This window comes from Bradyrhizobium sp. SZCCT0231, from assembly GCF_018130245.1.
GTDB lineage: Bacteria > Pseudomonadota > Alphaproteobacteria > Rhizobiales > Xanthobacteraceae > Bradyrhizobium > Bradyrhizobium japonicum_F.
On the sequence record NZ_JAFCKP010000001.1, the window covers coordinates 15,539 to 41,178 of the forward strand.

Here is a 25,640-nt window from a genome sequence, read left to right on the forward strand (position 1 = left end):
GTTCCGGGCGTCCTTCGGCACTATCTGGAGCTTTGGCCTGACTACGCATGTCCCAAGAACGAGCCGAGTTTAGATGCGGGGCGCAGCAAATCTTTTGCACAACCGCCATCGACCTGACGTAAATCAGGGCAATAACCCTAGCAATGCGAGGGAGGGTCTCATGGAGAACGTACGTCGCTACCGGGCGCTGGCGTCCCTCTGTCGTCAGCAGGCGGCCTATCGGCCGCTCCAGAACTGGGAACTCCTCGGCCAGGCCGAACATTTCGAGCATCTTGCCGAAATCGAACTCAAGGCGCATTTCGACGCCTGTAACGTGCAACGCGACAAGGACACCGCCGCGCCCGCGACATGGGAAACTCCCGCCGCGGCGTGATGGCGCCAAGCCGGCACGGCTCAATGCGACATCAGCGTCGGGACCGTCATGGCTTCCAGCATGGCGCGGGTGACGCCGCCGAGAACGCGCTCCTGCAACCGCGAATGGCCGTAGCCACCCATCACCAGGAGGTCGAGACTCTCGTCCGCCGCCAGCGACAGGATGGTCGGCTGAATGTCGGCGCGTGTTGCCGATAGGGCGACCGTGCGGGTCGACAATCCGCGCCGGCGGAGATGTTTTGCCAGACTGCTCGCCGAAGCTTCGCCGGAGGCGGCGTCGGTCTCGTTGATGGTGATGATCACGGTCTCTGCGGCGCGCGCCAGGAACGGTGCGGCGTCGCGCACAGCGCGGGCGGCGAGGCGGCTGCCGTCCCAGCAGATGCCGATCCGGTTCGCCTTGAAGGCTCCACGGAAGGTGTAGGGCAGGAACAGCACCGGGCCGCCCGCCTGGAACAGGATCTCGCCTGGCACGTCGTTGTCGAACGAGCCTTCCGATGGATCAGGCTGGAGCACGACGCTGAGGTCGTGCAGTCGGGCCATCTCACCGAGCGAGCCGGCTGCATCCGCCGGAATCGCGCCGAGTGCGTGGCAGGCGTAGGAGATGCCGGCGTTCGCCGCTTCGCTCTTGAACACCGCGAGTGCGGCCTCGGCCCGCTCCACGGCGCGCTCGCGTTCCAGTTCGAACACGGCCGCCACCGCCGCGCCGCCCTCTATCACGTAGGCTGCACTGCTTGCGACATAGCCGACTGCGACCGCGTCGAGATGTGCGTTGAGGTTCGCCGCGAGCGAGATCGAGCCCTCGATCACGGAACGCATGGGACGTTCGGTGGGAATGTGGACGAGAATGTCTTTGTACATGGCGCGCCTCCAGTGGACATCATCCGATGGTCGCAGTTTTTCACTGCGCGAAGGACCCGTGTTGAGCTGCATCAAACGGCCGGCGACGATTTGCCTGCTGCGCCCGCTCACCCATTCTTTGCCGAGATTTAATCGGATGGACGGGACGCCGTAAGGTGGCAGCGACCATGTTGAGGGCAAGGCGACACCGGCTCAACATGGACATTTCGACATGAACGATCGCGTCAATTCCGACACTACCACGTCTCGCAAGATCTTGAGGCCGCGCCGGCTCGCGCTGCTCGGCACCGTGGCCGCGCTGGGCGTGGCCGCCCTGTCAATTGCGCCGGGCTCTTCGCCGTTCGGCATGAACTCCTTCATTGCGCCGGCTCAGGCTGCGGAAGCCGTCGCAACGCCGCCGGGCTTCGGCGATCTGGTCAGCAAGGTCAAACCCGCGGTGATCTCGGTGCGGGTCAGAATCGACCAGGACAATGACAAGAGCGCGATGCTGCAGCAGAACCGGATGGATTCGGACGAGGACACGCCGTTCGACCAGTTCTCACGACAGTTCGGCTTCCGTTTCCCGGGCGGCGCGAACGGCATGCCGCGCCAACGTCATCAGATGATCACGGGCGAAGGCTCCGGCTTCTTCATTTCCGCGGACGGCTATGCCGTGACCAACAACCATGTCGTCGACCACGCCGAGTCCGTGCAGGTGACGATGGACGACGGCACGACCTACACCGCGAAGGTCGTCGGCACCGATCCGAAGACCGATCTCGCGCTGATCAAGGTCGACGGCAAGAAGGACTTTCCGTTCGTCAAGTTCTCCGACCAGAAGCCGCGCATCGGCGATTGGGTGGTCGCGGTCGGCAATCCCTTCGGTCTCGGCGGCACTGTGACCGCCGGCATCGTCTCGGCCAGCGGCCGGGATATCGGCAATGGTCCCTATGACGACTTCATCCAGATCGATGCGCCCATCAACAAGGGCAATTCCGGCGGCCCGGCTTTCGACATGAACGGCAACGTCATCGGTGTGAACACTGCGATCTTCTCGCCCTCGGGCGGCTCGGTCGGCATCGGCTTCGATATTCCGGCCTCGACCGCCAAGCTCGTCGTCGCGCAATTGAAGGACAAGGGCGCGGTCACCCGGGGCTGGCTCGGCGTGCAGGTGCAGCCCGTGACGTCGGATATTGCCGACAGCCTCGGCCTCAAGGAGGCGCGCGGCGCGATCGTCGACAGTCCGCAAGCTGGCAGCCCGGCGGCGAAGGCCGGCATCGAGGCGGGTGACGTCATCACCGCCGTCAACGGCACCGCGATCAAGGACTCCCGCGACCTCGCCCGCACCATCGCCACCTTGGCGCCGGGCACGTCCGTGAAGCTCGATGTCTTCCGCAAGGGCGACAGCAAAACGGTGACCCTGGCGCTCGGTGAGCTGGCGAACGAACAGCAGGCCCGGAACAAGGACTATGACGGCAAGGTGCAGCCGGGCGCCGGCACGCCGCGCCTCGGGCTTGGTCTGGCTCCGGCCGGCGAGGTGCAGGGCGCCGGCCAGAACGGCCTCGTCGTCACCGAGGTTGACCCGCAAGGGCCGGCGGCGCAGCGCGGCATCCGGACCGGCGACGTCATCCTCAATGTCGGTGGCAAGGCTGTCAGCAATGTCGCCGAGGTGCGTTCGGAGCTGGCGCAGGCCAAATCGTCGGGCAAGCGCAGCGTTCTGTTGCAGGTCAGAAGCGCGGATGCCACCCGCTTCGTCGCGGTGCCGCTCGCGTAAGGCGAAGCTCGACCGGTACAAGTCCAGAAAGGTGGTCCTCGGGCCGCCTTTCGCATACGTACTCAGGCTCGCTAAGTCCCGATAACATTCTCGTTAGCGGCAGGGATGATGACCCGGTGCGTCCGAAAAAGCCGTGTTCGCTGGTCACAGTTCCGGGGTGCCTCTCTGCTCTGCTGCAACGTAGCTGTGGAGTCGAGTTGCAAGCGTGGAACTTCGAACCTTCCCCGCGCTTTGTGGAACTGGCCGGTGGTTCATACTTGATCGGTGCCGACATGGATCGATTGAAGCTCTCGCTGAAGAGTGCGCTGCTCCTGGCGCCATTGCTGCTCTGGGACGGAAACGCGCTCGGCCGCGACGACGGCCGCTACGCCGACTCGCCCCTGAAGCCATGGTTCGACAGCCTGCGCAGCCATCTCGGTCCGTGCTGCTCGGATGCGGATGGTTTCGCCGTTGCCGATCCCGACTGGGAGTCGCACAACGGGCGTTACCGCGTGCGCCTCGATGGACAGTGGATCGAGGTGCCGGACGAGGCCGTCATCACCGAGCCGAACCGGGCCGGCCGCACCATGGTGTGGCCGGTAAAGACTGCGTTCGGGATTTCGATCCGCTGCTTCATGCCGGGGAGCATGATCTGAGACTGGTCAGCGTGAGCGCTTGCTGGATTTGCGCTTCGACGACTTCTTCGACGACGTCCCGGACGTTCTCTTGGACGTCCTCTTGGCGCTCTTCCGCTTCGAAGCCTTCTTCGGGACCTTCTTGCCCTTCTTGCGCGCCTTCGACAGTCCGATCGCGATTGCCTGCTTGCGGCTCTTCACGCGGCCGCCGCGTCCTCCTCGTCCGCTCTTCGCGGTGCCCTTCTTGTAGCGCCGCATCTCGCTTTCGACGTCGCTGCCGGAGCTGCGTGAGTAGCGGCGCTTCTTTGCCTTGCGTGCCATGCATGTTCTCCCTTGGCCGAAGAAAACCATTCGGCACGGCCGTGGTTCCGGGAGCGCGGGTGCAACGTTCCAGACGCGAGCCGCAGCCTAGAAGGAATTCGCCAGCTCGATCTCCGCTTCAAGAGCCCGGATGCGCTGTGCGGCCTCGCCGAAGGACAGATCCCGTGCATATTGGGCGGGTTGATAGGCCTCTTCGCTCAGGCGCTTCAGCCTGAGGCCCTGCGCTCGCGTCATCTGCTCGCTCAGAAAAACCCTGGCGTCGTATTTACCTTGAACCTGCATGTCGCTGCTCCGTCCCGAAGTCGTGACTTGACTATATGTTCTTATTTTGTTCTAACAAGCCATGGACAATAGAATTAATGAAATTCGACGTAAAATCAGAGCCTTGAGGCTTGAGATGGCCGACGTCGAGGCGTCGGTGCGCGACCTCGTCGAGCGCGACTGCGACTGCACAGAAAGGGCTCTGGCGCAGATGGATCTGCGCCGGAAAATCAACCTCCTGATCGGCGAATGGCAGGCGGCTGGTGGCAGCGACGTGCTACCTGATGTCCGCGACCCGGTGCGCGTTCGTCCCGTGAAGACAGTCGGCAATCCCGTACGTGCGATCGGGCGCCGCTGAGATATTTGGAAGCGCGCGGCGGAGGAAGAGTCGGACCGATACCGGATCTTGCAACCGCGCGCCGAACCGCGATCGCGGTTGAATGAGCGCGCGGCGCGAGTGCCGGAAGCTCGTGGATGCCGATGCTGACAGCTGGAGCGTCGAGCACCAGGGGCAAGGGCCCCGCAATGGCGGAGCCCTTCATGGATTCCAGGGAGCGCCTATTTGGTGTTGGTCATGCCGCCTTTGTTCGTCATGGTGCCGCCCTGATCGGAGCCGGGACCAGAGCCGCCTTGGCCGGAAGGATCTGCGCCCTTGGATGACTTGGTATTGGCGCCGGTGGTCTGCGACGATGACATCGAGGATCCATGCTTGGCCTTATGCGACTTGGCTTGGGCGGCGAACGGCGCGGCGGCTAGGCCGGTTGCCAGCATCACGGCGAGAGCGAGCTTGGTCGTCTTCATGCGGGGAAACTCCCTGAGTTAAATTGACGCAGGCAGCCAACCGCTATTCGCCGCAGGAGTTCCCAACAAAGCATCTCTCACGCGTCACGCGCGCTTCAAGATTGATTGTCCTCTGCAAGGATGAACACGACGCCGGTCAGCGTCGCGCCGATCGCGAACGTCGTCACCAAGGTGAGGGCGAAGACCGCAGCGGCCTGGCTTCCGCCGTTGTTCAGCAGGTTGGCCACGGCCGGATTGGACAGGACGAGCGTGAGGCTGAAGGTGAGGCCGAGGGCTGCGCCCATCATTGCATGCGTCATCAGCTTGATAAGGCCGCTGGCAGAGATCAGCTCGGACGACTTCTTGGAGCGCATGGGACTGCATCCCGAACTGGCATGCCAACGCGCGCGCGATTCCCTGGTTCCATTCGATTTGAAGGAATTGTCATTAGGAGCTTCATCCGATGTTCATGCCGGGCTTGCGAGGATGGGGGCCATCAAAACGGGAACATCAATATGGGTAAGGTAGTCTTTCTTTACCGCTCGCTGGCCTATCGCAACGCGGCCGCCGACATCCTGCGCAAGGCGCGCAAGCTCCCGCGTGGAGCGGAGCGGAGCGCGGCTCGCCGCTATGCCAGGGCGCTGCGCGATCTCGCCCAAACGGAAGCTTGGCTCGAAGGACGCGTCGCGCGCGAACCGCGGATGGCCCAGCGCATGACGAGCGCAGTGTCCGGCTAACCGGATGCGCGCTGCAATTCGGCGGAGCCGGCGGTGTCGAATTTGCCGAGTGCGGTCGTCGCCGTCTTGCGTGTCAACGGCACCTCAAGCCGGCACAACAGGCCCTCGGCGCGCCAATCGAACTGCGCCTGCCCGCCAAGCTGGGACTCGATGCTCGCAAGCAGGCTCCGCGTGCCGAAGCCGCGCGACTTCGGTGTCATGACCAGCGGACCGCCGGATTCCGCCCAGCTCAGCGTGAGCAGCTCGTTCTCGACTTGCCAATCGATGGCGAGCCGCCCCGATCGAGTCGAGAGCGCGCCATACTTTGCCGAGTTGGTGAAAAGCTCGTGCAGTGCGAGCGCCAGCGTCTGGGCCGTCGCCGGCAGCAACTGAACTTCGGGACCCGCCAATCTGATCTGGTCGCCGAGCGAATAGGGCGCAAGCTCCTCGTCGATCAGCCTGGAGAGCTCGGCGCCCTGCCAGCTCGACAGCGACAGGATGGTGTGCACGCGCGCCAGCGCATTGATGCGTCCCTCGACGGCGTTGACATAGGCCTTGACCTCGTCGGCCCGCGTGAGGCGCACGATCGACTGCGCCAGCGCCAGCGCATTCTTGGCGCGATGATCGACTTCCCGCGCCAGGAGATTCTGCCGCTCCTCGGCGCGCTTGCGCTCGGTGATATCGACGGTGACGCCGCTGACGCGCACCACGCGCCCGCTCTCGTCGACCGTCGCGGCCGCCGTGCCGACGCACCAGCGCACCTCGCCGTCGGGCCGCACGATGCGGAACTCCGTCTCATAGGCGCGTGTGCCCTTGTTGAATTCGGCGATCGCCTTGCGCAACTGATCGACGTCATCGGGGTGCAGCAGCCCCTGAACGTTGGCTGGATTGACCTCAAAGCTCTCCGGGCCGACGCCGAAGATGCGGTATTGCCCCTCGTCCCACATCCAATCGCCGCTGATCCAGTCCCAGTCCCAGGAACCCATCTTGCCGGCAGCGATCGCCATGCTGCGCCGCTGCTCGCTCTCGCGCAGCTTCGCGGTGGAGCTTTCCAGTTCAGCGGTGCGTGCGCGGACGCGATCCTCCAGCTCGTGGTTCAGCCGTTCGAGCTCGCGCGTCTTGCGGTAGAGCTCGGCAAACACCTTGATCTTGGCGCGCAGCACTTCCGGCACGACCGGTACCGGCACGTAATCGACCGCGCCCATCTCGTAGCCGCGCAACCGGTCGATGTCGCTGACCTGGATGGCCGAGATGAAGATCATCGCGGTCTTCTGGAAGCGCGGATGCTCGCGGATCATCGCGGCGAGCTCGAAACCATCGAGCTCGGGCATGCAGACGTCGACCAGGATCACCGCGATCTCGGTCTTGAGCAGCACCTCCAGCGCCTCGCGCCCCGAGGCGGCGATCACGAGGTTTTCGCCGAGATCCTTCAGTATCACCTCATAGGCGAGCAGCTTGGCGGGCTGGTCGTCGACGAGGAGGATATTGACCTTGTCGTGGTCCATTCGCGGATCCCACTCAGCGGTGCAGCCACATGCGGATCGCAAGCAGCAATTGGTCGGTGTTGACGGGCTTGGCGAGGTAGTCGGACGCGCCGGCTTCGAGGCACTTCTCCCGGTCGCCCTTCATCGCCTTGGCGGTCAACGCGATGATCGGAACACGGGCGAAGCCCGGGTTCTCGCGGATCACGCCGATGGTCTGATAGCCATCCATCTGCGGCATCATGATGTCCATCAGCACGATCGCGATCTCCGGATTGGATTCGACCAGTGCCACCGCCTCGCTGCCGGTCGTCGCCGTCAGCACTTTCATGCCGCGTCGTTCCAGCACGCTCGACAGCGCGAAGATGTTGCGGGCGTCGTCGTCGACGAGCAGGGCCGTCTTGCCGATCAGGTCCTCGTCGGAACTGTTCAGCTTCTCCAGCATGCGCTGCTTCTCGATCGGCAGCTCCGTGATCACGCGGTGCAGGAACAATGCGGTCTCGTCGAGCAGGCGTTCCGGCGACTCCACGCCCTTGACCACGATGCTGCGCGCCATGGTGTGAAGCTCGGCATCCTCCTCCGCCGAGAGCTCGCGTCCGGTGAACACCACGACCGGGATGTTCGACAGCGCCTCGTCGTTGCGGATCTGGTCGAGCACCTCGAAGCCGCTCATGTCGGGCAGCCGCAGGTCGAGCACCACGCAATCGAAGGGCTGCTCGCGCAGCGTCGAGAGCGCGCCGGCCCCGGTATCCGTTGCCAGGATCTCGATGTCGTCGTGGTGCAGCAGTTCGCGGATCGAAAGCTGCTCGGCCTCGTTGTCCTCGACGATCAGCAGCCGCTTGCGTCGCGGCCGCGCATATTCCTTGATCTGCGTCAGGGCGGCGGAGACGCCCTCGGTCGTCGTCGGCTTGTTGACGAAGGAGAATGCGCCGCGCGCCAGCGCATGCTGGCGGTCCTCGTCGAGCGTAATGATCTGGACGGGGATGTGGCGGGTGAGCGGATTGTGCTTGAGCTGACTCAGCACGGTCCAGCCGAGCATGTCGGGCAGGAACACGTCGAGCGAGACGGCCGTCGGCTGGTACTGCTTGGCCATATCCAGCGCTTCGGCACCGCGGGCGGCGACCAGAACCTTGAAGCCCTTGTCACGGGCCAGATCGACCAGCACGCGGGCATAGTGCGGATCGTCCTCGACGATCAGGAGAATGGTGTCGCCGGGCTCGAGCTTGAGCCGATCGTCGGGAAGCTGCTCGACGACGCGCTGCTGGTCGGGCGCGGCCGGCTGCAGCGCCGGCGGCTGGCTGTATTGCTGTGACGCCGGCGCAGCGCGCGGCGCGAGCGTCGGGCCGGAATATTTCAACGGCAGGTAAAGCGTGAAGGTCGAGCCCTTGCCCGGCGCGCTGCGCAGATGGATCTCGCCTCCGAGCAGGCTCGCGAGTTCGCGGCTGATCGCGAGTCCGAGTCCGGTGCCGCCATATTTTCGGCTGGTGCCGGCATCCGCCTGCTGGAACGCCTCGAAGATCAGCTTCTGCTTCTCCAGGGGAATGCCGATGCCGGTATCGGACACTTCGAAGGCGATCACGGCCGGCGCGGAGTTCAGCACCGGGTGATCGGTCCCCCAGCCGCCGACCGCGCCGGCGACCTTCAGGCGCACCTCGCCTTCGGCGGTGAACTTGAAGGCGTTGGAGAGCAGGTTCTTCAGGACCTGTTGCAGGCGCTTGGAGTCGGTGACGATGCTGCGCGGCAGGTTCGGATCGACGTCGATCTTGAACGACAGGTTGCGGTTGTCTGCCTCGTGCCGGAACGGCCGGCCGACGGTCTCGAGCAGGTTCGCGGTCGGGATCTCCTCGGCGTCGACCGTCACCGTGCCGGACTCGATCTTCGAGAGATCGAGAATGTCGCTGATGAGGTTGAGCAGGTCGGTGCCGGCGCCGTGGATGGTGCGGGCGAATTCGACCTGCTTGGCCGAGAGGTTGCCATCCGGGTTGTCGCCGAGCTGCTGCCCGAGGATCAAGATCGAGTTCAGCGGCGTCCGCAGCTCGTGGCTCATATTGGCGAGGAATTCGGACTTGTATTTCGAGGTCAGCGCGAGCTCGGTCGCCTTCTCCTCGAGCGCGCGCCGGGCCTGCTCGATCTCCTGGTTCTTGCGCTCGACTTCGACGTTGCGCTCGGCGAGCTGCTGCGCCTTCTGCTCGAGCTGGTCGTTGGTCTGCTGCAATTCGCGCTGCTGGGTCTGCAGCTCGCCGGCGAGCTGCTGCGACTGCTTGAGCAGACCTTCCGTCTGCATCGTCGCCTCGATCGAATTGAGCACGATGCCGATGGAGTCGGTGAGCTGTTCCAGGAACGTCATCTGCGAGGTCGTGAAGGAGATGAGCGAGGCGAGCTCGATCACGGCCTTGACCTGGCCCTCGAACAGCACCGGCAGCACGACGAGGTTTTTCGGCGCAACGCGGAACAGCGCCGAGTTGATCGGCACAACGTCGGACGGAATGTCGGCGACCATGCGCGGCCGCTTGTCGAGGGCGCATTGGCCGATCAGGCCTTCGCCGAACTGGAGCACGGGCAGATAGGGATAGACGCCATCGCTGGCGTAGGAGGCCAGCAGCAGGAGCTGCGGACTGTCCTCGTTCTCGACCTGGTAGATCACGCCGGTATGGGCGTTCACCAGCGGCGACAGTTCGGTGAGCAGCAGCCGGCCGACGGTGGTGAGGTCGCGCTGGCCCTGAAGCATGTTGGTAAATTTGGCGAGGTTGGTCTTCAGCCAGTCCTGCTCGGTGTTCACGTCCGTCGTGAGACGGAGGTTCGTGATCATCGTGTTGATGTTGTCCTTGAGCTCCGCGACCTCGCCGCGGGCGTCGACCTGGATCGACCGCGTCAGGTCGCCCTTGGTCACGGCGGTCGCCACTTCCGCGATCGCGCGCACCTGCGAGGTGAGGTTGGCCGCGAGCAGGTTGACGTTGCCGGTGAGGTCCTTCCAGGTGCCGGCGGCACCGGGCACGTTGGCCTGACCGCCGAGCCGGCCTTCGACGCCGACCTCGCGCGCCACCGACGTCACCTGATCGGCGAAGGTCGCGAGCGTCTCGGTCATGTTGTTGATGGTGTCGGCGAGAGCGGCAACCTCGCCGCGCGATTTCATCGTCAGGTTCTGCTTGAGATCGCCATTGGCCACCGCGGTCACCACCTTGACGATGCCGCGCACCTGCTCGGTCAGGTTCGCAGCCATCAGGTTCACGGTGTCGGTGAGGTCCTTCCACGTACCTGCGACGCCGGGCACCTGCGCCTGGCCGCCGAGCTTGCCTTCGGTGCCGACCTCGCGCGCCACGCGCGTGACCTCGCCGGCGAAGGCGTTGAGCTGGTCCACCATGGTGTTGATGGTGTTCTTCAGCTCGAGGATTTCGCCCTTCACGTCCACGGTGATCTTGCGCGAGAGGTCGCCGCGCGCGACCGCCGTGGTGACTTCGGCGATGTTGCGGACCTGCGTGGTGAGGTTCGCGGCGAGCAGGTTGACGTTGTCGGTGAGATCCTTCCAGGTGCCGCCGACGCCGGGCACGACGGCCTGGCCGCCGAGCCGGCCTTCGGTGCCGACCTCGCGCGCGACGCGCGTGACTTCGGCGGCGAAGGAGCGCAGCTGCTCGACCATGGTGTTCAGCGTGTCCTTGAGCAGCAGAATCTCGCCGCGCACGTCCACCGTGATCTTCTTCGAGAGGTCGCCGCCGGCGATGGCGGTCGCGACCTCGGCGATGTTGCGGACCTGGGCCGTCAGGTTGGAGGCCATGAAGTTGACGTTGTCGGTGAGGTCCTTCCAGGTGCCTGCGACGCCGGGCACCTCGGCCTGGCCGCCGAGCTTGCCTTCGGTGCCGACCTCGCGGGCGACGCGCGTGACTTCGCCTGCGAAACCGTTGAGCTGGTCCACCATGGTGTTGATGGTGTTCTTCAGCTCGAGGATTTCGCCCTTCACGTCCACGGTGATCTTGCGCGAGAGGTCGCCGCGCGCCACGGCGGTCGTCACTTCGGCGATGTTGCGGACCTGGGCAGTGAGATTGCCCGCCATCGAGTTGACGCTGTCGGTGAGGTCCTTCCAGGTGCCGGCCACGCCGGGCACGTTGGCCTGGCCGCCGAGGCGGCCTTCGGTGCCGACCTCGCGCGCAACGCGCGTCACCTCGCCCGCGAAGCGGTTGAGCTGGTCGACCATGGTGTTCAGCGTGTCCTTGAGCTGAAGGATCTCGCCGCGCACGTCCACAGTGATCTTGCGGGACAGGTCACCACCGGCGATCGCGGTCGCGACTTCGGCGATGTTGCGGACCTGGGCGGTGAGGTTGCCCGCCATCGAGTTCACGGAGTCGGTCAAATCCTTCCAGGTGCCCGCGACGCCCGGCACGTCGGCCTGGCCGCCGAGCTTACCGTCGGTGCCGACCTCGCGCGCGACGCGCGTGACTTCGCCGGCGAAGGCGTTGAGCTGGTCGACCATCGTGTTCAGCGTCTCCTTCAGCTGGAGGATCTCGCCCGACACGTTCACCGTGATCTTCTTGGACAAATCGCCCTTCGCCACCGCTGTCGCGACCTCGGCGATGTTGCGGACCTGGCCGGTCAGGTTCGAGGCCATCGAGTTGACGCTGTCGGTGAGGTCCTTCCAGGTGCCGCCGACGCCGCGCACCACGGCCTGGCCGCCGAGCTTGCCTTCGGTGCCGACCTCGCGCGCCACGCGCGTGACTTCGCCGGCGAAGGCGTTGAGCTGGTCCACCATGGTGTTGATGGTGTCTTTCAGCTCGAGGATTTCGCCGCGCACGTCCACGGTGATCTTCTTCGACAGGTCGCCGCCGGCGACCGCCGTCGTCACCTCCGCGATGTTGCGGACCTGCGCGGTCAGGTTCGAGGCCATCGAGTTGACGCTCTCGGTCAGGTCCTTCCAGGTGCCGGCGACGCCGAGCACGTTGGCCTGGCCGCCGAGCCGGCCTTCGGTGCCGACCTCGCGGGCGACGCGCGTTACTTCGCCGGCGAAGGCGTTGAGCTGGTCGACCATGGTGTTGAGCGTCTCCTTCAGCTGAAGGATCTCGCCCGACACGTTCACCGTGATCTTCTTCGACAGATCGCCGCTCGCGATGGCCGTTGCGACGTCGGCGATGTTGCGGACCTGCGCGGTCAGGTTCGAGGCCATGAAGTTGACGTTGTCGGTGAGGTCCTTCCAGGTGCCGGCCACACCCGGCACCTGGGCCTGGCCGCCGAGCTTGCCCTCGGTGCCGACCTCGCGCGCGACGCGCGTCACTTCCGAAGCGAACGAGTTGAGCTGGTCCACCATGGTGTTGATGGTGTCCTTCAGCTCCAGGATCTCGCCGCGCACGTCCACCGTGATCTTGCGCGAGAGGTCGCCGCGCGCCACGGCGGTGGTGACGTTGGCGATGTTGCGCACCTGTGCGGTCAGGTTGCCGCACATCGCGTTGACGGAATCGGTGAGATCTTTCCAGGTGCCGGCGACGCCCGGCACGATCGCCTGGCCGCCGAGCTTGCCGTCGGTGCCGACCTCGCGCGCCACGCGCGTCACTTCGGAGGCGAAGGAGCGGAGCTGGTCCACCATCGTGTTGATGGCTTCCTTGAGCTGGAGGATCTCGCCGCGGACGTCGACCGTGATCTTCTTGGACAGGTCGCCATTGGCGACCGCGATCGTCACCTCGGCGATGTTGCGAACCTGGTTGGTCAGGTTGTTCGCCATCGAGCTGACGCTCTCGGTCAGGTCCTTCCAGACGCCGGTCACCTCAGGCACCTGGGCCTGGCCGCCGAGCTTGCCCTCGGTGCCGACCTCGCGCGCGACGCGCGTCACCTCGGAGGTGAACACGCCGAGCTGCTTGATCATGGTGTTGACGATGGTCGCAGACTGCAAGAACTCGCCGCCGAGCGGACGGCCATCGACGTCGAGCTTGACGGTCTGGAGCAGGTCGCCTTGTGCGACGGCGGCGACCGCGCGCGTCACCTCGCGCGTCGGCCACAACAGGTCGTCGATCAGCGTGTTGACGGAACCTTCCATGTCGGCCCAGGAGCCCGAGGCGAGGCCGAACTTCACGCGCTGGCGGGTCTTGCCTTCGCGCCCCACAACCTGGCCGACCAGCTCGAGCTGCTGCGCCATGCGCTGGTTGGCGGCGATGATTTCGTTAAGTGTGTCGGCAATCTTGCCGTCTATGCCGAGATAGTCGCCGCTCATGCGCACCGAAAAGTCGCCGCTGCGCATCGCCTGCAAGGCGAGCAAAAGCTCCGCCCGGGAATCGGGCTCCGACGTACCGTTGGTTTTTGGTTTTGGGACGCGACGACCGGAGCGCGATGCAGTTCCGGGTTCGAGGTCGCTCATACTGATTCCCCCGCAAGCGTCGACCGAATCCGAGGCAAGACGCGTTTGGTCGAAATGGAATAGAGCGTCAGCCAAATTCGAAATCAAGCGCCATGGTACACGCTAGGAAATGGAACCCGCTTTGCTCAGCCCGGCTAAAGTAACGATGATCCTCCGAATTGGTTCCAAGCCACTCGGAAGGAAATGCCCTCGTGGGCCCGCCGCTCTGCTCGTCCATCCCGGCATTCACTGTTCGGAACGGAGCGCCGCGCCCGACGGTTAGCCCGTAGACGGCTACTTGTCCGCCATGGTGCGCTCCGCGTCCCTGACCTGCGAGCGCAGCATCGGGAGCTGCTCGCGCGCGAACGCTGCCAGCGCTGTATTGTCGGGCGCCTTCAGATAGCGCTCAAGCAGGCTGATGATCGATTCGTACTCGGGAATCTGCGCGGCATAAAAGCTTCTGACGTAGGTTGGACCATCCGACATTTCGGGCTCGACGAGGCTCGCGGTCGGGGATGTTGCCCTGCCGACGTGCAGTTCCGCGCCAATTGCCTTCTGGATCTCCTTCAGACTCTTGTCGCGCTTGGCCGCTTCCTCGGCGCGCAGGGCGGCGAGATTTTTGACCTCCGCATTGCCCTTGAGGTCGGTGTTCTCGAGAAGACCCTGTTGAAATCCGCTGAAATTGTAGACGCTGCTGATAACTTCAACCGCCGTCGGTGGCGGTTCGCCAAGCTTCCGCTCGCCGGTACTGTCGGCGAGCGCCGCGGTGCTGATGAATGCCAGGATGATTGCGGCAACAACTTGCATCGAAATCAATGACGAACGGCGTGCGAAGTTCCCTTCGCATTACGATCCGGTAAGCGGGTTGCGACGCGAGAGTTCCGTCCCCACGTCCTCCACATGAAACAGTCTGACATCCTCAGGGATAACGCCGACAACTGTCTTCAGCTCGCCGAGCGAGCCGACGGACAACCCGCCCACAAGCGCTATTCGCGCATGGCCGAAGCGTGGATGGCGCTCGCGAACGAGCAGGATTGGCTCGATGGCGAAATCCCGCCCGTTTCGCTCCACATTGCTGCTCCGAAGCGAGACGTGTGAATCTACGTGTGAGACCGCGCACGGAAGGCAAACAATTGATTTGGGATGATCCGGGAACCGTCGATCGCGTCGATTTCCAGTTTCAGAAGGAGGTTTTGGCGATGGCTCCGCGTCTGGCTCTTCTTTCCCTCATTCTCGCCTTTGGCGTCTCGGTCGCGTTCGCGACGGTGACGACGGTGCGGCAGGTGCATCTCGAGAACGCATCTGCTGCTGTCCACGCGGCGCGCAGTTAGCCGTGCATCGGAACATTCGACGCCGCAGTGCGTAAGCGCTCCGAGACACCAGGTGAAGCGAGAGCCCATCATGGCCCATTCCGACCAAGGCATCGTCAAGGACAAGCGTGCGGAGGAGCAGCCACGCGACAAGCAGCGTGCACAGTCCGTGCACAAGACGGATCCGAAAGGCTCGCCCTCGCGTGAAGCGACGCGCGATCCCAAGCTGAACGACGATAGCAAGACGCCAGGATCCGGCGCGATGCCGGACGGTTCGAGCGACGCGACAGGCTAGTTCTCACGAGGAACGAATTCCCGCGGGAAGAGTCGACGGATTGCTTCCGGTCGTCATGCCCCCGGTGCGCCGGAAGCAATCTCCAAGGACGGTCCTGGCACCCCCGTGCCGGGGCCGTTTGCTTTATGGAGGGGGCTTCCCTGCGTCAGCCGCCGCCGCTCTCCGGGTCCCCCTGAGTATGTCCGTCAGGCCCGCGGCCGAACACGCCGAAGCTGCTTGACTTCACGCCGGCAGCGGCATCGACGCCCAAAGCGGCCAGTCCGAACTTGAGGAGTTCGCGGACTGCTGCCGCCCTCGTCGGCATGCGGTGTTTGAACCGGAAATCGTCAATGGCGGCCAACTCTTCCGGCGAGAGCATGACCTGAAGGCGCTCGGCGCGAAGGTCGTTCATGGCGATCACGCAGATTGAGTAGGTTGAGTAGTTTACTCAACGAACCAACTTGGCGGGAGTTCCGCCAGAGTCGGCAAAGTCTCCAAATGAGTAAAAATATCCAGCGTAGTCAATGAGTTAGATTGAAGCGTATCCTGCCATGGTGCATTCTTCCCGAAAGGGAGAGAGGCCATGACGGACGAAGTCAGGTTACCTCGCAAGCTTTCGGAAGAGCCTGAAGCGCCCGAGCCGGTGCGGCCAAGCCATCAGAAGGTCATCGATGAAGTCGAGCGCTGGGCGAACAGTCCCGGCCTCCAGCCGCCGCAATCGCGGACTTCGACGGGGGCGAAAGCGAGCTAAGGCTTCACGAAGCGAGAGCCCGTTGCCGATGGCGAACGGGCTGATCGGCGCGATTTGTGTGTGACAATGCGAAGCTTGCGCCTGAGCCACCAGGCCGACACGGAAACGATCGCCCAGACAGTCAACGCGGCGATGAAAGCGAATGCGACGCTTGCCCCGACGGTGGCATGGAAGACGGCGGCGAACGCCGCGAGGCCGATGCTGCCGAGTGCCGCGCCTGCGGCATCGAGCGCCGCGGCCTTCTGTCCGCGACGTCGCCCGCTCAGGCCGGCCTTCTCCTTGGCGTGCCGCTCGTGGCTTTCGATCAACGTCGCGCTGGCGCAGAAGATGGCTGGAAGTGCAAGGAAGAGCCCGCCGACAGAAACGCCGAATTGCGAGCCAATGACTCCGGCGAGCACCGTCGCGAAGCCGCCGAGCACGAAGCGAATGGCGTATTCGTACCAACGCGTCTCTTTCAGCGCCGATGACGATAGCTTGACCGGCATCAGGCGGCACCTCCCAAACCGGCGAGCAGACCGAAGGCGACCACGAGCCATACGGCAAAGGCCAGGATCGTGGCGGGGAGCGCGCCGAGACGGAATCTCATCAGGAGGTGGCAGACGACGAGGCTGTAGCAGGCGAGCGCGATGGCGCCATAGATCATCGTCCAGCTGTCGGCCGCAGCATATTGCGGGCCGTGCTGGACCACGGCGATGCCAAGGGTGACCAGCGCGACCGACGGCGCCGCGCCGAGCAGCCCGGCAAAGCTTTTTGGCCGCAGCATGTCACCGAAGATTGCGAAGACGGATACGATCAGACCGCCGGCGACGAAGCGCACGAGATATTCCGTCATGGCCGTACCCGCGAAGCTTCGAGCCGCCGCTGCGACTTCGCCAGCGTGAACGGCCTGAACAGTCGCTCGACGACGATGCCGAGTGTGAAGCCTGCCACCACGTCGCTGGTCCAGTGCGCGAGCAGCGCCACGCGCGTCAGCGACAGAGCTACGGCCAGCGAGCGAGCCCAGCGGCGCGAGGCTGGCGGCAACAGGTCGGCGGCCGAAGCAAGCGCGCCCATATGCACAGCGTGACCTGAGGGAAACGCGTCGCGGGGGCGCCCCGAATAAGGAACACCGCGCCAATGGCCGCTAACCGTCAGCCGGTCGGGCCTCGTCTGATCGAAGAGGGATTTCAACACATGCGGCAATACGGCCGTCACCAGCGAGACCACCAGGACATGATCGGCAACGGGACGCTGCTGCGGATGCCGGAGCCGGGTGCAAAGCCATCCCGCCGCAGCGAGTGCGACCATCACATGCTCGTCGGCGACCCAGGTCATTGCTTGGGCGGCGTGCTCGAGACTTGAGTTGGTGTTCTGTGCGATCTCGTTCGCGATCGCCGTATCGATCCGGGTGGGTTTGATTGTTACGGGTGCCATCGGTCCGCCGGCGAGATCTCCTCCGCGACGGTTTTGTAAAGCCCGGAGACAAGGAAGGTTCCTGAGTGAATCGGTGGAGGCGAGATGCTTGGCCAGCGACTCAGCGAGCTTGCTCAATTCAATTTCGAACATGTCGCTGATGGCGACCTGCTTGACGAAGTCGGCCGTGGTCGGCGCGACGCCGAGTGCCGAGGTTCCTAACGGTCAATCCGCGGGATTCCGACCGGTCCGCGGATTGAGGGGATCAGTCGGCTTGCGTCGAAGCCGCTCGGGCAGAAACGGCTCGGCCGGCGTGGCGGTTGCGTCGGCCCGTACGTCCGCATGACGCTGCGCCCGCTCATGCGGCGTCCGGTTGTCGTTGAAATGCCACTTCACGTCGACGCCGTCGACCGGGTCGTTGACGCCGTGCTGGATATCGCGGAAGTCACTCATGGTTCGCCTCATGCAGATGCTGGGCGATGAAGTCGGAGACGCTCTGGGACATTGCGCGTGGTCCTTGGCTTGGCAGGTGTATGAAACTCAGAGAACCACCCGTTTCGTGCGATGTTCCTGACCCGCTCAGGGAACATGCACCGGAACGATCGCGTGCCTGTCCGGTTGGTTTTGCACGTGGCTGAGTGGAGAATTTTCGATGTTGAACCGAGACGAACTGGATCGCAGTGAGACGGGCCGTTTGATCGGCAGCGACAAGGTCGAGGGAACATCGGTCTATGGCGCCGATCGCAACCGGATCGGTTCGATCGAGCGCGTGATGATCGACAAGATCAGTGGTCAGGTGTCATACGCCGTGCTCGGCTTCGGTGGATTCCTGGGACTCGGCAACGACCACTACCCGTTGCCCTGGCAGTCGCTGAAATACGACACCGAGCTCGGCGGTTATGTCACCGGCATCACCACCAAGGAGCTGGAGGGCGCGCCGAAATACGCCGCACGAAGCGATTGGAACTGGAGTGACGACGCCGCGGTGCGCGGCATCAACTCCTATTACGGTGTTCCCTTCGCTTGAGATTTCAGGGAAAGGGAGATCGATGAGCAAGGAACGGCCCAATGACGATCCCCGGCAGCAGAACGACTGGGGTTCGCACCGACAGACGGACAAGCCCTGGAAGGGCAATCCCGAGAAGGAGCAGCGTTCGGACGAGGTGAAGCCCGATCTCGAGAAGTGGCACGAGACGAAGACGCACTGAAGCTGCGCCCCATTGGACGGGACCGAAGCGACGCGAGGTCGCCTGACACCTCAAAACTTCTTAACCACGGCCGCATTTGGCCGCTGGAATTGCGCGCGACGCCTCCTAAATAGGGGTAAATTACCCCCTTTCATAAATCGATTTCAGGAGGCGTCCGTGGTCCTGAAAAGCGTTCCCTTCGCAATTGCTTTTGCCCTCGCGATCGCAGGGGGAGGCATTGCGCGCGCTGACGACTACAAGCCCGACGAATATCTCGGCCTCGATCTGTCCAAGGCCGTGCTGTCGCCGAAGCGTCTCGGGCCGGAGACGCACTTCGCACCGGTCGCACTCGAAGCGCGCGGTGGCAACGAGGCGCAGGCGCGCGCTGAGCCCGTCGACGTGCCGAAGAAGGTTGCCGCCGAACGCGTCCGTGTGGCCGAGCCGAAGGTCGCGCATACGAAGGGCACCCAGCCGCGTGGCGCAGCACGCACCAGGCTGTCACATCGCCATGGCAATCCGCTCGATGCACAGGCGATGGACACGCGCATCCAGACCTGGCCCTGCCGCTCCGGCGGCATTTGCAACTGGAAGCGCTAGCCGCGACGTTGCGGCCGCTTCACCTCTCCCCGCTTGCGGGGAGAGGTCGGATTGCATCGAAGATGCAATCCGGGTGAGGGGGAGCCTCCGCGAGTCCAACTGTCACCGCCCCCGTCGAGACTCCCCCTCTCCCCGCAAGCGGGGCGAGGGAGCGCACCCCCGGGCTGTATCTCGCCCGTCATCCCCGCGTCGTAAAACCGTAGGCCCCGAGTCAAGAAACCGTAAGCCGGGAGTCAAGGAGCGCAGGCACCTTTCGTCGCGATTCGACGAAGGTCTCCTGAATGGCAACGCCCCGCGCTTCGCGCGCATGGACCCGGCGGCAGTTCCTGGTCCGCTCCGCCTCCAGCCTCACCATTGCCTCGCTTGCGAAGCCTCACCTCAGCCGCGCCGCCGACCGCGCGCAGATCGCAGGCGGCATCCAGTCCGGCGATGTCTCCGGCGGCTCCGCCGTGATCTGGGCGCGCGCCGACCGGCCCGCGCGGATGCAGGTGGAATGTTCGACCGTCGAGAGCTTCAAGACCATCATCGCGTCGGCCTCCGGCGATGCGCGGCCTGACGCCGATCTCACCTCAAAACTGCTGCTGAACGATCTGCCTCCCGGGCAGGACATCTTCTACCGTGTCCGCTTCGACGACATTGCCACCGGTCTTGCCGGCGAAACCCGCATCGGCCATTTCCGTACCGCGCCGGCAGCTGGCCAGTCGATCTCGTTCCTGTGGTCCGGCGACACCGCGGGGCAGGGCTGGGGCATCGACGTCTCCCGCGGCGGCTACCGCAGCTATCGGACCATGCTCGACAACCGTCCGGATTTCTTCATCCACTCCGGCGATCACATCTACGCAGACTGCACGATTCCCGCCGAACAAAAGCTGCCGAATGGCGAGACATGGCGCAACATCGTCACCGAGGAGAAATCCGAGGTCGCGCACACCCTGGCGCAGTTCCGCGGCAATTACAGATACAACCACCTCGACGAGCACTTCCGCGCCTTCCACGCGGAGGTGCCGATGTTCGCGCAATGGGACGATCACGAGGTGACCAACGACTGGTCGCCGATCGGCAGTTATGACGAGGCCGGCTGTGAGGACGACGGCACGCCGCGCCTGGTCGCGCGCGCCCGCCGCGCCTTCTTCGAATTCATGCCGATCCGCGACATCGGTGCGCGAAAAGGACGCGTCTATCGCAAGATCGCCTACGGCCCGCTGCTGGACGTCTTCATGATCGACATGCGCAGCTACCGCGACGACAGCTGGAACAAAGGCGATGATCGCCGCGGCTGGATCCTGGGCGCCGAGCAGCTCGCCTGGCTGAAGCGCGAGCTCGCCGCCTCGCGCGCGACCTGGAAAGTGATCGCGGCCGATTTGCCGATCGGCCTGATCAGCCTGGATGCCGTCGCGCTTGGCGATGGGCCGCCCGACCGGCGCGAGCACGAGATCGCCGATCTGCTTTCCGCCATCAAGCGCGCCGGCATCCGCAACATCGTCTGGCTCACTGCCGACATGCACTACACCGCCGCGCACTACTACGATCCGAACAAGGCGCAATTTCAGGATTTTGACCCGTTCTGGGAGTTCGTCTCCGGCCCGCTGCATGCCGGCACCTGGGGGCCTGGCGAGCTCGACGACACCTTTGGCCCGGTCGCGATGTACCAGCATGGCTGTAGCGCAGCGCAGGGCGAGAATCTGGCGCCGTGCTTCGGCTTGCAGTTCTTCGGCAGGGTCGACATCGATGGTGCAACCGGCGTGATGAGGGTAACGCTGAAAGATGTCGACAACCGCGACCTCTGGTCGGTCGATATCGTGCCGCAGCCGCAGGTGCGTCCGGCCGTGGTGGCGCAGCATTCGTGAGGAACGGATCGCGTCCGAGCCCCTCCAATCGAACGCACATCTGAACAGTGCGTTCACGCGAACGTTCCGGAGGAACGGGGAAAGAATTCTGAACGGATGTTCAGGTGAGCATGATCCGGACCCAAAGGGCCACGTCAGCGCAACGTGTGCAGCAGTGTTCCGATTCGATCATGCTTAGGAATGACGGCTAATCGCAGCGCTGCTGCGCGGGCGTTGGTGCGCCGGTGGCGACGTATTTGCCATCCCTGATCGTGTACTCGCCGCGCTCGCTGCGATTGTAAATCGCGCGCAGGCTGCCGTCCTTCTGCAACAGGAGGCCAAATTCGCGCGCCTGGTGCAGCGAGGGGAAGTAAACCATCACATTGAGCAGGCCCTCGGCGTTGACCGCGGCGGACACCACTTCGTTCTCGTCCCCGGCCTCGCCGAAATTGCGGCGGTACATCACCCGGCTGTCCTTCCGGATTTCGTAAGTCAAGAGTGCCCCCTTGTCGCGGTCCGGCCGGGCCGAGCAATCGACCGCCCACGAGCCGAGCAGGCCCCATTGCTCCACGGTCACGGCCAGCGTCTCGGCGCCGGCCATGGAGGTGAACGCGACCCACAGCACCGCAGCCGCGATCCCGCGGCTAAGACAACGCATCATGTCCTGAGAAACCCCGCCTCGAAGAATTCCAAAGTGTAGCATCGCGCTCGCGGCCGTTCCACGGCAGCCGCCGATCGCTCGCGAATTTGATCCGCGTCAATGAGGCAGGGCGTTTCGAAGGTAAGATGGCATTTTCCGAAGGCGAACGTGGATAGACCAATGCTGAATCAAGTCATGGATTTTGCGGGTGAAGTGCTGCCGGGGAGCTGTGCCGTACCGCCTTATTCCGAGGCCGCGTTTCTGACCGAGCTGGGCGATCGCTTGCGGTCCTCGCGCATGCGCTGCGACCTGTCCCGCCGGGAGCTCGCCCGCCGCTCCGGGATCTCCGAGCGCTACATCGCCCAGATCGAGGCCGGCAAGGGCAACGTCTCGATCGTCCTGTTGCTGCGGCTCGCCTCCGCGATCCACGGTAGCCAGCCACAGGTGGCCTGAGGAGACGGTCTCGGCCGGGCCTTAGGCCCGCTTCTCCACATTGGCACTGCGGGCCGGCACGCCGAATTCCTTGCGGCAGACCTCGGCCAGCACGGCGACGCCATCGCGGATCTGCTGGTGCGTGGGGCTTGCGAAGCACAGCCGCAGCCGCGAGCTGGAATGGCCCTTGTTGGTCGACCATTCCGGTCCCGGATTGATCGAGACGCCGGCGGCGAGCGCGGCCTGATACAGTTTCAGCGTATCGACCTGGTCGGGCAGCTTCACCCAGAGGAAGATGCCGCCCTTCGGCTCCTCGAATTCGGCGGCGGTCCCGAACTGCTCGTTGAGCGCTTCCATCAGCGTGTCGAGCTTGGTGCGCAGCGCCTTGGTCAGGGCCGGCACGTGGGTTGAAAAATGCGGCCTGCAATAGGTGGCGAGCACCATCTGCTCCAGCGCACCGGAGCCCGCATCCGTCTTCAGCGCCAGCATCCGCGACATCACTTCCCAGGGCGCAACGACGAAGCCGACGCGCAGCGCCGGCGCGATCGACTTCGAGAACGAGCCGATATGAATCACGCCGCCGCTGGGGCTCATCGCGTAGATCGCGGGCGGGCGCTGCCCCGACCAGACGAGATCGGCATAGCAATCGTCCTCGAAAATGGGCACGCCGTATTCGGTCGCGAGCCGCACCAGCTCGGTGCGGCGGCTCTCGGGCATGATGCTGCCGGTCGGGTTCTGCACCGTCGGAATGGTGTAGATGTATTTCGGACGGATGCCGCGGCTCTTCAGGTCGGCCAGCGTGGAGGACAGCACGTCCATGCGCATGCCGTCCTTGTCGAGGGGAATGCCGATGACGTTGACACCGAGCCTCGCCAGGCGGGTCAATGAGCCCTGATAGCTCTCCTGCTCGAAGATCACGGTGTCGCCGCGCGCCAACAGGGTGGCGTTGACGAGATCGAGTGCCTGGAGCGAGCCGGAGACGATCAGGAGATCGTCGACCGTGCAGGTGATGCCGGCATCGCGCTCAAGCTTGGTCACCAGGAATTCGCGCAAGGGCAGGTAGCCCTGCGGACCATGCGCCAGACCGTAAGTGGCGAGCGAGCGGCCCTCGCGCCGCAGCACCGTGTTGGTTGCTTCGATCAGCTCGTCGAGCGGCACCTGCTCGGAATCGTTGTTGCCGCCGACGAAGCTGTATTTGGCAAGGCCCGTCCAGCGCGCGGAGGGGGCCGGCAGCCCTGCGGGAAACAGGGGCGCGAATTCGAAGCTGGACGTCATGGGAGCGTTCCTCGTCTTGTTCTTGTTGAGCGGCCGGCTTTGCGCTGGCCGCCTTACTTCTTGCCGGCCGTCCTGGTCGGACGGCCTTAGTTCTTTTTGGCCGTCCTGGTCGGACGGCCCTGGCTGATGAAAGCGTAATGCGCGTTGGCGATGCCGCCAACCATCAGCGCTTCGACCACCGGCTCGGCGATCTCGCCCGTGGCGGCCCAGTCGACCAGAAAATTGGCGCCGGTCCCGCCGCGCACGTCGTCGGTCGGAATGAAGATCGAGACGGTGGCGAGCGGCCTCAACGCCACCGGCGTCTTCAGATAGCTCTCGACCTGCTTGCCTGCGGTATCGAAATAGGCGATGCGTTTGACGACCAGCGGCTGGGTCTCGGAGGCGTTGTGCACGCTCAGCGTCACCGAGAAGTCGACACGCAGCTTGCCCTGGCTCATCGCGACGCTGGAATAGGCGGGCACGTAGAATCCGCCGGAAACGGCGAGTTGCTCCTTCGGCAGCGCGGTGAGCGAATCGGCAAAGTTTTGTTCGATATTGACTTTGGATTGCGCGGCGGCGGGCACGGCAAAGGCGAGGGGACCTAGCAGCACGGCTGCGACGAGCCCATTCCGCATGTGACGAATTGCTCGCTTGCCGCACCGCAACCCGTCTCTAGGGTGCGGCAAAACGGACCAATTTGGCATGCATGAGCTGATTCGCGACATCACTCTCTCTATCCTGTTTGCCTGGATGCTGGGCCTGCTCGCCCATTTCTCCCGGCAACCGCTGATCCTGGCCTACCTTATCGCCGGCTTTTGCATAGGTCCATTCGGTGCCGGCTGGGTCCATTCGCAGGAATCGATCAGCGTGATCTCCGAGCTTGGCCTGATCTTCATGCTGTTCATGATCGGGCTCGAGATCGACCTGAAGAAGATCGTGCGGGCAGGGCGGGTGATCCTGTTCGCGGCAGGCAGCCAGCTGGTCGGCGGCTGTCTGCTCGGGATTCTGTTCTTCGTCGGCATCGGCCTGTCGCTCGGCGGCGGGCATTTCGATGCGGTCTATCTTTGTGTCGCCTGCGCGCTGTCGAGCACCGTCATCATCGTCAAGGTGCTCTACGAGAAACGCGAGCTCGATACGCTGCCGGGCCGCATCACCCTCGGCATCCTGGTGCTCCAGGACATCTTCGCCATCCTGTTCCTGGCGGTGCAGCCGAGCCTGGCCAATCTGCAGGTCAGCGTCATCCTGCTCTCGATCGGCCGCGTCGCGGTGCTGGTCGCTGCCGCGCTGCTCGTCAGCCGCTACGTGCTGCCGCGGCTGTTCCACCAGATCGCCCGGCGGCCCGAGCTGATCCTGCTCGGCGCGCTGGCCTGGTGCTTCCTCGTCGCCGAGACCGCCGAGCGGCTCTCGCTGTCGCGCGAGATGGGCGCGCTGATCGCCGGCGTCTCGCTCTCGACCTTCCCTTACGCGCTCGACGTGACCGCCAAGGTCACCACGCTCCGCGATTTCTTCATCACGCTGTTCTTCGTCGCGCTCGGCATGACCATTCCCGTGCCCGGCCTCTCGGTGATTGGCCTTGCCTTGATGATCGCGGCGTTCACGGTGGTGAGCCGCCTCGTTACCACGTTCACCCCGCTCTACCTGATGAAGCAGGGCCTGCGCGCCAGCCTGTTGCCGGCGCTGAACCTTGCCCAGATCTCCGAGTTCTCGCTGGTGGTGATCCAGACCGGTGTCGCCGACCACCATATCGCGGCCGAGACGGCGAATGCGGCCTCCTTTGCCTTCGTGGTGCTGGCGGTGCTCTCCACCTTCGTGATGACCCGCAGCGACGAGATCACCCGCTGGGCGATCGGCCCGTTGAAGCGGATCGGCTTGCGCGATCTCGACCATGGCAACGGCCATGCCGAGGACGGACACGGAGGCGGCCATGGCGAGGCCCGCCGCATCGTCATCCTCGGCTTTTTCCGTGCGGCGAGCGCGCTGCTGGCGGAGATCGAACGGCAGGCACCGGTGCTGCTGGAGCAGATCACGGTGGTCGATTTCAACCCCAATGTGTACCAGACCCTGCTCTCGCGCGGTCTGCACGTGATCTATGGCGACATCAGCAGCGCCGACACGCTGCTCCACGCCGGCGTCGGCAAGTCCGAGATGATCATCCTCAGCGTGCCGGACGCGCTTCTTAAGGGCGCCAGCAACGAGAAGCTGGTCCGTCACGTCCGCGCGCTCAATCCGACCGCCCTGATCGTTGCCACGGCCGATCTGTTGTCGGACGTGGGCGAGCTCTATGCGGCCGGCGCCAGCTACGTCACCGTGACCCGGCTCAGCGATGCTCATGAGCTGTTTACCGTGATCGAAGCCGCCCAGGCCGGCCTGCTAGCCGACAAGCGCGCCGAGCTCGATCAGCGCCTCGGCGAGCGCCGCGAGGTGCTGCCTTGACGGCGTCCGGCGGCCTTCCGTGCGGGCGATCTGCGCTTATATCGCTGGTATGCCCGGTGCAAGCCTGAAACCCCT

Annotated in this window: 31 protein-coding genes and 1 pseudogene; 15 read left to right on the top strand and 17 right to left on the bottom strand. The window is 64.5% G+C overall.

Annotated features, from left to right (window positions below; all coding sequences use genetic code 11):
- Positions 1 to 160 precede the first annotated feature (160 nt).
- The gene (locus tag JQ566_RS00075) at positions 161 to 373 is read left to right on the top strand and encodes a hypothetical protein (RefSeq protein WP_212367574.1); all 213 of its coding nucleotides are present in this window, start codon (positions 161 to 163) and stop codon (positions 371 to 373) included.
- 20 nt (positions 374 to 393) lie between these two features.
- Here the strand turns inward: JQ566_RS00075 and JQ566_RS00080 are convergent, their stop codons facing one another.
- Entirely contained in the window at positions 394 to 1,230 is an 837-nt protein-coding gene (locus JQ566_RS00080) for a universal stress protein (RefSeq protein WP_212367577.1), read from the bottom strand.
- Positions 1,231 to 1,441: 211 nt separating this feature from the next.
- Between JQ566_RS00080 and JQ566_RS00085 the strand changes: the two genes are divergently transcribed.
- Entirely contained in the window at positions 1,442 to 2,983 is a 1,542-nt protein-coding gene (locus JQ566_RS00085; protein ID WP_212367579.1) for a Do family serine endopeptidase, read from the top strand.
- Positions 2,984 to 3,255: 272 nt separating this feature from the next.
- Positions 3,256 to 3,618 (top strand): hypothetical protein, encoded by a 363-nt coding sequence (locus JQ566_RS00090; protein ID WP_249139145.1) that lies wholly within the window; start codon positions 3,256 to 3,258, stop codon positions 3,616 to 3,618.
- Positions 3,619 to 3,624: 6 nt separating this feature from the next.
- Here JQ566_RS00090 and JQ566_RS00095 read toward each other — a convergent pair whose 3' ends face one another.
- Both JQ566_RS00095 and JQ566_RS00100 read right to left on the bottom strand, forming a co-directional pair.
- Entirely contained in the window at positions 3,625 to 3,918 is a 294-nt protein-coding gene (locus JQ566_RS00095) for a DUF6496 domain-containing protein (protein ID WP_212367585.1), read from the bottom strand.
- A gap of 87 nt (positions 3,919 to 4,005) precedes the next feature.
- Positions 4,006 to 4,200, bottom strand: coding sequence for a DUF3072 domain-containing protein (locus tag JQ566_RS00100; RefSeq protein ID WP_212367599.1), 195 nt, complete (start codon positions 4,198 to 4,200; stop codon positions 4,006 to 4,008).
- A gap of 115 nt (positions 4,201 to 4,315) precedes the next feature.
- Between JQ566_RS00100 and JQ566_RS00105 the strand changes: the two genes are divergently transcribed.
- Positions 4,316 to 4,537, top strand: coding sequence for a hypothetical protein (locus JQ566_RS00105; protein ID WP_212367602.1), 222 nt, complete (start codon positions 4,316 to 4,318; stop codon positions 4,535 to 4,537).
- A gap of 200 nt (positions 4,538 to 4,737) precedes the next feature.
- On the opposite strand, the gene JQ566_RS00110 is transcribed toward JQ566_RS00105, so the two are convergent.
- Both JQ566_RS00110 and JQ566_RS00115 read right to left on the bottom strand, forming a co-directional pair.
- The gene (locus tag JQ566_RS00110) at positions 4,738 to 4,980 is read right to left on the bottom strand and encodes a hypothetical protein (RefSeq protein WP_212367605.1); all 243 of its coding nucleotides are present in this window, start codon (positions 4,978 to 4,980) and stop codon (positions 4,738 to 4,740) included.
- A gap of 95 nt (positions 4,981 to 5,075) precedes the next feature.
- A complete protein-coding gene (locus JQ566_RS00115; RefSeq protein ID WP_212367608.1) occupies positions 5,076 to 5,333 on the bottom strand; it encodes a hypothetical protein in 258 nt (85 codons plus the stop codon).
- Positions 5,334 to 5,474: 141 nt separating this feature from the next.
- On the opposite strand from JQ566_RS00115, the gene JQ566_RS00120 reads away from it, so the two are divergent.
- Positions 5,475 to 5,696 (top strand): hypothetical protein, encoded by a 222-nt coding sequence (locus tag JQ566_RS00120; RefSeq protein ID WP_212367611.1) that lies wholly within the window; start codon positions 5,475 to 5,477, stop codon positions 5,694 to 5,696.
- Here JQ566_RS00120 and JQ566_RS00125 read toward each other — a convergent pair.
- The 3 genes from JQ566_RS00125 to JQ566_RS00135 all read right to left on the bottom strand — a co-directional run bounded on the left by JQ566_RS00125 (position 5,693) and on the right by JQ566_RS00135 (position 14,276).
- Positions 5,693 to 7,180 carry an HWE histidine kinase domain-containing protein gene (locus JQ566_RS00125; RefSeq protein WP_212367629.1) on the bottom strand — a complete coding sequence of 496 codons (1,488 nt, stop codon included), beginning with the start codon at positions 7,178 to 7,180 and terminating at the stop codon, positions 5,693 to 5,695. The two genes, JQ566_RS00120 and JQ566_RS00125, sit on opposite strands and share 4 nt — an antisense overlap.
- A gap of 13 nt (positions 7,181 to 7,193) precedes the next feature.
- Entirely contained in the window at positions 7,194 to 13,490 is a 6,297-nt protein-coding gene (locus JQ566_RS00130) for a HAMP domain-containing protein (RefSeq protein WP_212367632.1), read from the bottom strand.
- A gap of 273 nt (positions 13,491 to 13,763) precedes the next feature.
- Positions 13,764 to 14,276, bottom strand: coding sequence for a DUF4142 domain-containing protein (locus JQ566_RS00135; protein ID WP_212367635.1), 513 nt, complete (start codon positions 14,274 to 14,276; stop codon positions 13,764 to 13,766).
- A 93-nt stretch (positions 14,277 to 14,369) separates the two neighbouring features.
- On the opposite strand from JQ566_RS00135, the gene JQ566_RS00140 reads away from it, so the two are divergent.
- The 3 genes from JQ566_RS00140 to JQ566_RS00150 all read left to right on the top strand — a co-directional run bounded on the left by JQ566_RS00140 (position 14,370) and on the right by JQ566_RS00150 (position 15,074).
- On the top strand, positions 14,370 to 14,567 hold the full coding sequence (locus tag JQ566_RS00140; RefSeq protein ID WP_212367638.1) for a hypothetical protein: 198 nt from the start codon (positions 14,370 to 14,372) through the stop codon (positions 14,565 to 14,567).
- A gap of 8 nt (positions 14,568 to 14,575) precedes the next feature.
- Positions 14,576 to 14,800 carry a hypothetical protein gene (locus tag JQ566_RS00145; protein ID WP_212367641.1) on the top strand — a complete coding sequence of 75 codons (225 nt, stop codon included), beginning with the start codon at positions 14,576 to 14,578 and terminating at the stop codon, positions 14,798 to 14,800.
- A 70-nt stretch (positions 14,801 to 14,870) separates the two neighbouring features.
- Entirely contained in the window at positions 14,871 to 15,074 is a 204-nt protein-coding gene (locus JQ566_RS00150) for a hypothetical protein (protein WP_212367644.1), read from the top strand.
- 145 nt (positions 15,075 to 15,219) lie between these two features.
- Here JQ566_RS00150 and JQ566_RS00155 read toward each other — a convergent pair whose 3' ends face one another.
- Complete coding sequence (locus tag JQ566_RS00155; protein WP_212367646.1) at positions 15,220 to 15,465, bottom strand: hypothetical protein; 246 nt, start codon at positions 15,463 to 15,465, stop codon at positions 15,220 to 15,222.
- A gap of 171 nt (positions 15,466 to 15,636) precedes the next feature.
- Here JQ566_RS00155 and JQ566_RS00160 point away from each other — a divergent pair, with 171 nt between their 5' ends.
- Positions 15,637 to 15,804, top strand: a complete 168-nt coding sequence (locus JQ566_RS00160; RefSeq protein ID WP_212367661.1) for a hypothetical protein — start codon at positions 15,637 to 15,639, stop codon at positions 15,802 to 15,804.
- Here the strand turns inward: JQ566_RS00160 and JQ566_RS00165 are convergent.
- The 5 genes and pseudogenes from JQ566_RS00165 to JQ566_RS00185 all read right to left on the bottom strand — a co-directional run bounded on the left by JQ566_RS00165 (position 15,801) and on the right by JQ566_RS00185 (position 17,649).
- Positions 15,801 to 16,289 carry a DUF3147 family protein gene (locus JQ566_RS00165; protein WP_212367664.1) on the bottom strand — a complete coding sequence of 163 codons (489 nt, stop codon included), beginning with the start codon at positions 16,287 to 16,289 and terminating at the stop codon, positions 15,801 to 15,803. The two genes, JQ566_RS00160 and JQ566_RS00165, sit on opposite strands and share 4 nt — an antisense overlap.
- Complete coding sequence (locus tag JQ566_RS00170) at positions 16,289 to 16,636, bottom strand: DUF3147 family protein (protein ID WP_212367667.1); 348 nt, start codon at positions 16,634 to 16,636, stop codon at positions 16,289 to 16,291. The genes JQ566_RS00165 and JQ566_RS00170 overlap by 1 nt, the downstream gene beginning before the upstream one ends.
- Positions 16,633 to 17,217, bottom strand: coding sequence for a phosphatase PAP2 family protein (locus tag JQ566_RS00175; RefSeq protein WP_212371402.1), 585 nt, complete (start codon positions 17,215 to 17,217; stop codon positions 16,633 to 16,635). Before JQ566_RS00175 ends, JQ566_RS00170 begins: the two co-directional genes overlap by 4 nt.
- A 99-nt stretch (positions 17,218 to 17,316) precedes the next feature.
- Positions 17,317 to 17,409, bottom strand: a pseudogene (locus JQ566_RS00180) (DUF4142 domain-containing protein); the annotation flags it as partial.
- A gap of 12 nt (positions 17,410 to 17,421) precedes the next feature.
- Positions 17,422 to 17,649 (bottom strand): hypothetical protein, encoded by a 228-nt coding sequence (locus JQ566_RS00185; RefSeq protein WP_212367670.1) that lies wholly within the window; start codon positions 17,647 to 17,649, stop codon positions 17,422 to 17,424.
- Between the two features lie 199 nt (positions 17,650 to 17,848).
- Here JQ566_RS00185 and JQ566_RS00190 point away from each other — a divergent pair, with 199 nt between their 5' ends.
- The 4 genes from JQ566_RS00190 to JQ566_RS00205 all read left to right on the top strand — a co-directional run bounded on the left by JQ566_RS00190 (position 17,849) and on the right by JQ566_RS00205 (position 20,827).
- Complete coding sequence (locus tag JQ566_RS00190) at positions 17,849 to 18,223, top strand: PRC-barrel domain-containing protein (protein ID WP_212367673.1); 375 nt, start codon at positions 17,849 to 17,851, stop codon at positions 18,221 to 18,223.
- Positions 18,224 to 18,245: 22 nt separating this feature from the next.
- A complete protein-coding gene (locus JQ566_RS00195) occupies positions 18,246 to 18,404 on the top strand; it encodes a hypothetical protein (RefSeq protein ID WP_212367676.1) in 159 nt (52 codons plus the stop codon).
- Positions 18,405 to 18,560: 156 nt separating this feature from the next.
- Positions 18,561 to 18,980 (top strand): hypothetical protein, encoded by a 420-nt coding sequence (locus JQ566_RS00200; protein ID WP_212367679.1) that lies wholly within the window; start codon positions 18,561 to 18,563, stop codon positions 18,978 to 18,980.
- A 281-nt stretch (positions 18,981 to 19,261) separates the two neighbouring features.
- Positions 19,262 to 20,827: an alkaline phosphatase D family protein gene (locus JQ566_RS00205; protein WP_212367681.1), complete on the top strand. Its 1,566-nt coding sequence runs from the start codon at positions 19,262 to 19,264 to the stop codon at positions 20,825 to 20,827.
- A 187-nt stretch (positions 20,828 to 21,014) separates the two neighbouring features.
- Here JQ566_RS00205 and JQ566_RS00210 read toward each other — a convergent pair whose 3' ends face one another.
- The gene (locus tag JQ566_RS00210) at positions 21,015 to 21,467 is read right to left on the bottom strand and encodes a hypothetical protein (protein WP_212367684.1); all 453 of its coding nucleotides are present in this window, start codon (positions 21,465 to 21,467) and stop codon (positions 21,015 to 21,017) included.
- A 159-nt stretch (positions 21,468 to 21,626) separates the two neighbouring features.
- Between JQ566_RS00210 and JQ566_RS00215 the strand changes: the two genes are divergently transcribed.
- Positions 21,627 to 21,899: a helix-turn-helix domain-containing protein gene (locus JQ566_RS00215; protein WP_124159822.1), complete on the top strand. Its 273-nt coding sequence runs from the start codon at positions 21,627 to 21,629 to the stop codon at positions 21,897 to 21,899.
- Between the two features lie 21 nt (positions 21,900 to 21,920).
- On the opposite strand, the gene JQ566_RS00220 is transcribed toward JQ566_RS00215, so the two are convergent.
- Entirely contained in the window at positions 21,921 to 23,153 is a 1,233-nt protein-coding gene (locus JQ566_RS00220) for an aminotransferase-like domain-containing protein (RefSeq protein ID WP_212367687.1), read from the bottom strand.
- 86 nt (positions 23,154 to 23,239) lie between these two features.
- The gene (locus JQ566_RS00225) at positions 23,240 to 23,767 is read right to left on the bottom strand and encodes a DUF3124 domain-containing protein (RefSeq protein WP_212367690.1); all 528 of its coding nucleotides are present in this window, start codon (positions 23,765 to 23,767) and stop codon (positions 23,240 to 23,242) included.
- Between the two features lie 67 nt (positions 23,768 to 23,834).
- Between JQ566_RS00225 and JQ566_RS00230 the strand changes: the two genes are divergently transcribed.
- The gene (locus JQ566_RS00230; protein ID WP_212367692.1) at positions 23,835 to 25,565 is read left to right on the top strand and encodes a cation:proton antiporter; all 1,731 of its coding nucleotides are present in this window, start codon (positions 23,835 to 23,837) and stop codon (positions 25,563 to 25,565) included.
- Positions 25,566 to 25,640 lie beyond the last annotated feature (75 nt).

What these genes read in the sequence shown, in the direction of transcription:
- JQ566_RS00135 (WP_212367635.1), bottom strand. Translation starts at nt 14,276, where the DNA reads ATGCAAGTTGTTGCCGCAATCATCCTGGCATTCATCAGCACCGCGGCG.
- JQ566_RS00160 (WP_212367661.1), top strand. Translation starts at nt 15,637, where the DNA reads ATGACGGACGAAGTCAGGTTACCTCGCAAGCTTTCGGAAGAGCCTGAA.
- JQ566_RS00230 (WP_212367692.1), top strand. Translation starts at nt 23,835, where the DNA reads ATGCATGAGCTGATTCGCGACATCACTCTCTCTATCCTGTTTGCCTGG.
- JQ566_RS00130 (WP_212367632.1), bottom strand. Translation starts at nt 13,490, where the DNA reads ATGAGCGACCTCGAACCCGGAACTGCATCGCGCTCCGGTCGTCGCGTC.
- JQ566_RS00195 (WP_212367676.1), top strand. Translation starts at nt 18,246, where the DNA reads ATGAGCAAGGAACGGCCCAATGACGATCCCCGGCAGCAGAACGACTGG.
- JQ566_RS00190 (WP_212367673.1), top strand. Translation starts at nt 17,849, where the DNA reads ATGTTGAACCGAGACGAACTGGATCGCAGTGAGACGGGCCGTTTGATC.
- JQ566_RS00140 (WP_212367638.1), top strand. Translation starts at nt 14,370, where the DNA reads ATGAAACAGTCTGACATCCTCAGGGATAACGCCGACAACTGTCTTCAG.
- JQ566_RS00165 (WP_212367664.1), bottom strand. Translation starts at nt 16,289, where the DNA reads ATGCCGGTCAAGCTATCGTCATCGGCGCTGAAAGAGACGCGTTGGTAC.
- JQ566_RS00095 (WP_212367585.1), bottom strand. Translation starts at nt 3,918, where the DNA reads ATGGCACGCAAGGCAAAGAAGCGCCGCTACTCACGCAGCTCCGGCAGC.
- JQ566_RS00105 (WP_212367602.1), top strand. Translation starts at nt 4,316, where the DNA reads ATGGCCGACGTCGAGGCGTCGGTGCGCGACCTCGTCGAGCGCGACTGC.
- JQ566_RS00185 (WP_212367670.1), bottom strand. Translation starts at nt 17,649, where the DNA reads ATGAGTGACTTCCGCGATATCCAGCACGGCGTCAACGACCCGGTCGAC.
- JQ566_RS00125 (WP_212367629.1), bottom strand. Translation starts at nt 7,180, where the DNA reads ATGGACCACGACAAGGTCAATATCCTCCTCGTCGACGACCAGCCCGCC.
- JQ566_RS00220 (WP_212367687.1), bottom strand. Translation starts at nt 23,153, where the DNA reads ATGACGTCCAGCTTCGAATTCGCGCCCCTGTTTCCCGCAGGGCTGCCG.
- JQ566_RS00225 (WP_212367690.1), bottom strand. Translation starts at nt 23,767, where the DNA reads ATGCGGAATGGGCTCGTCGCAGCCGTGCTGCTAGGTCCCCTCGCCTTT.
- JQ566_RS00110 (WP_212367605.1), bottom strand. Translation starts at nt 4,980, where the DNA reads ATGAAGACGACCAAGCTCGCTCTCGCCGTGATGCTGGCAACCGGCCTA.
- JQ566_RS00175 (WP_212371402.1), bottom strand. Translation starts at nt 17,217, where the DNA reads ATGGCACCCGTAACAATCAAACCCACCCGGATCGATACGGCGATCGCG.
- JQ566_RS00100 (WP_212367599.1), bottom strand. Translation starts at nt 4,200, where the DNA reads ATGCAGGTTCAAGGTAAATACGACGCCAGGGTTTTTCTGAGCGAGCAG.
- JQ566_RS00090 (WP_249139145.1), top strand. Translation starts at nt 3,256, where the DNA reads ATGGATCGATTGAAGCTCTCGCTGAAGAGTGCGCTGCTCCTGGCGCCA.
- JQ566_RS00150 (WP_212367644.1), top strand. Translation starts at nt 14,871, where the DNA reads ATGGCCCATTCCGACCAAGGCATCGTCAAGGACAAGCGTGCGGAGGAG.
- JQ566_RS00085 (WP_212367579.1), top strand. Translation starts at nt 1,442, where the DNA reads ATGAACGATCGCGTCAATTCCGACACTACCACGTCTCGCAAGATCTTG.
- JQ566_RS00115 (WP_212367608.1), bottom strand. Translation starts at nt 5,333, where the DNA reads ATGCGCTCCAAGAAGTCGTCCGAGCTGATCTCTGCCAGCGGCCTTATC.
- JQ566_RS00205 (WP_212367681.1), top strand. Translation starts at nt 19,262, where the DNA reads ATGGCAACGCCCCGCGCTTCGCGCGCATGGACCCGGCGGCAGTTCCTG.
- JQ566_RS00075 (WP_212367574.1), top strand. Translation starts at nt 161, where the DNA reads ATGGAGAACGTACGTCGCTACCGGGCGCTGGCGTCCCTCTGTCGTCAG.
- JQ566_RS00080 (WP_212367577.1), bottom strand. Translation starts at nt 1,230, where the DNA reads ATGTACAAAGACATTCTCGTCCACATTCCCACCGAACGTCCCATGCGT.
- JQ566_RS00120 (WP_212367611.1), top strand. Translation starts at nt 5,475, where the DNA reads ATGGGTAAGGTAGTCTTTCTTTACCGCTCGCTGGCCTATCGCAACGCG.
- JQ566_RS00215 (WP_124159822.1), top strand. Translation starts at nt 21,627, where the DNA reads ATGCTGAATCAAGTCATGGATTTTGCGGGTGAAGTGCTGCCGGGGAGC.
- JQ566_RS00155 (WP_212367646.1), bottom strand. Translation starts at nt 15,465, where the DNA reads ATGAACGACCTTCGCGCCGAGCGCCTTCAGGTCATGCTCTCGCCGGAA.
- JQ566_RS00170 (WP_212367667.1), bottom strand. Translation starts at nt 16,636, where the DNA reads ATGACGGAATATCTCGTGCGCTTCGTCGCCGGCGGTCTGATCGTATCC.
- JQ566_RS00210 (WP_212367684.1), bottom strand. Translation starts at nt 21,467, where the DNA reads ATGATGCGTTGTCTTAGCCGCGGGATCGCGGCTGCGGTGCTGTGGGTC.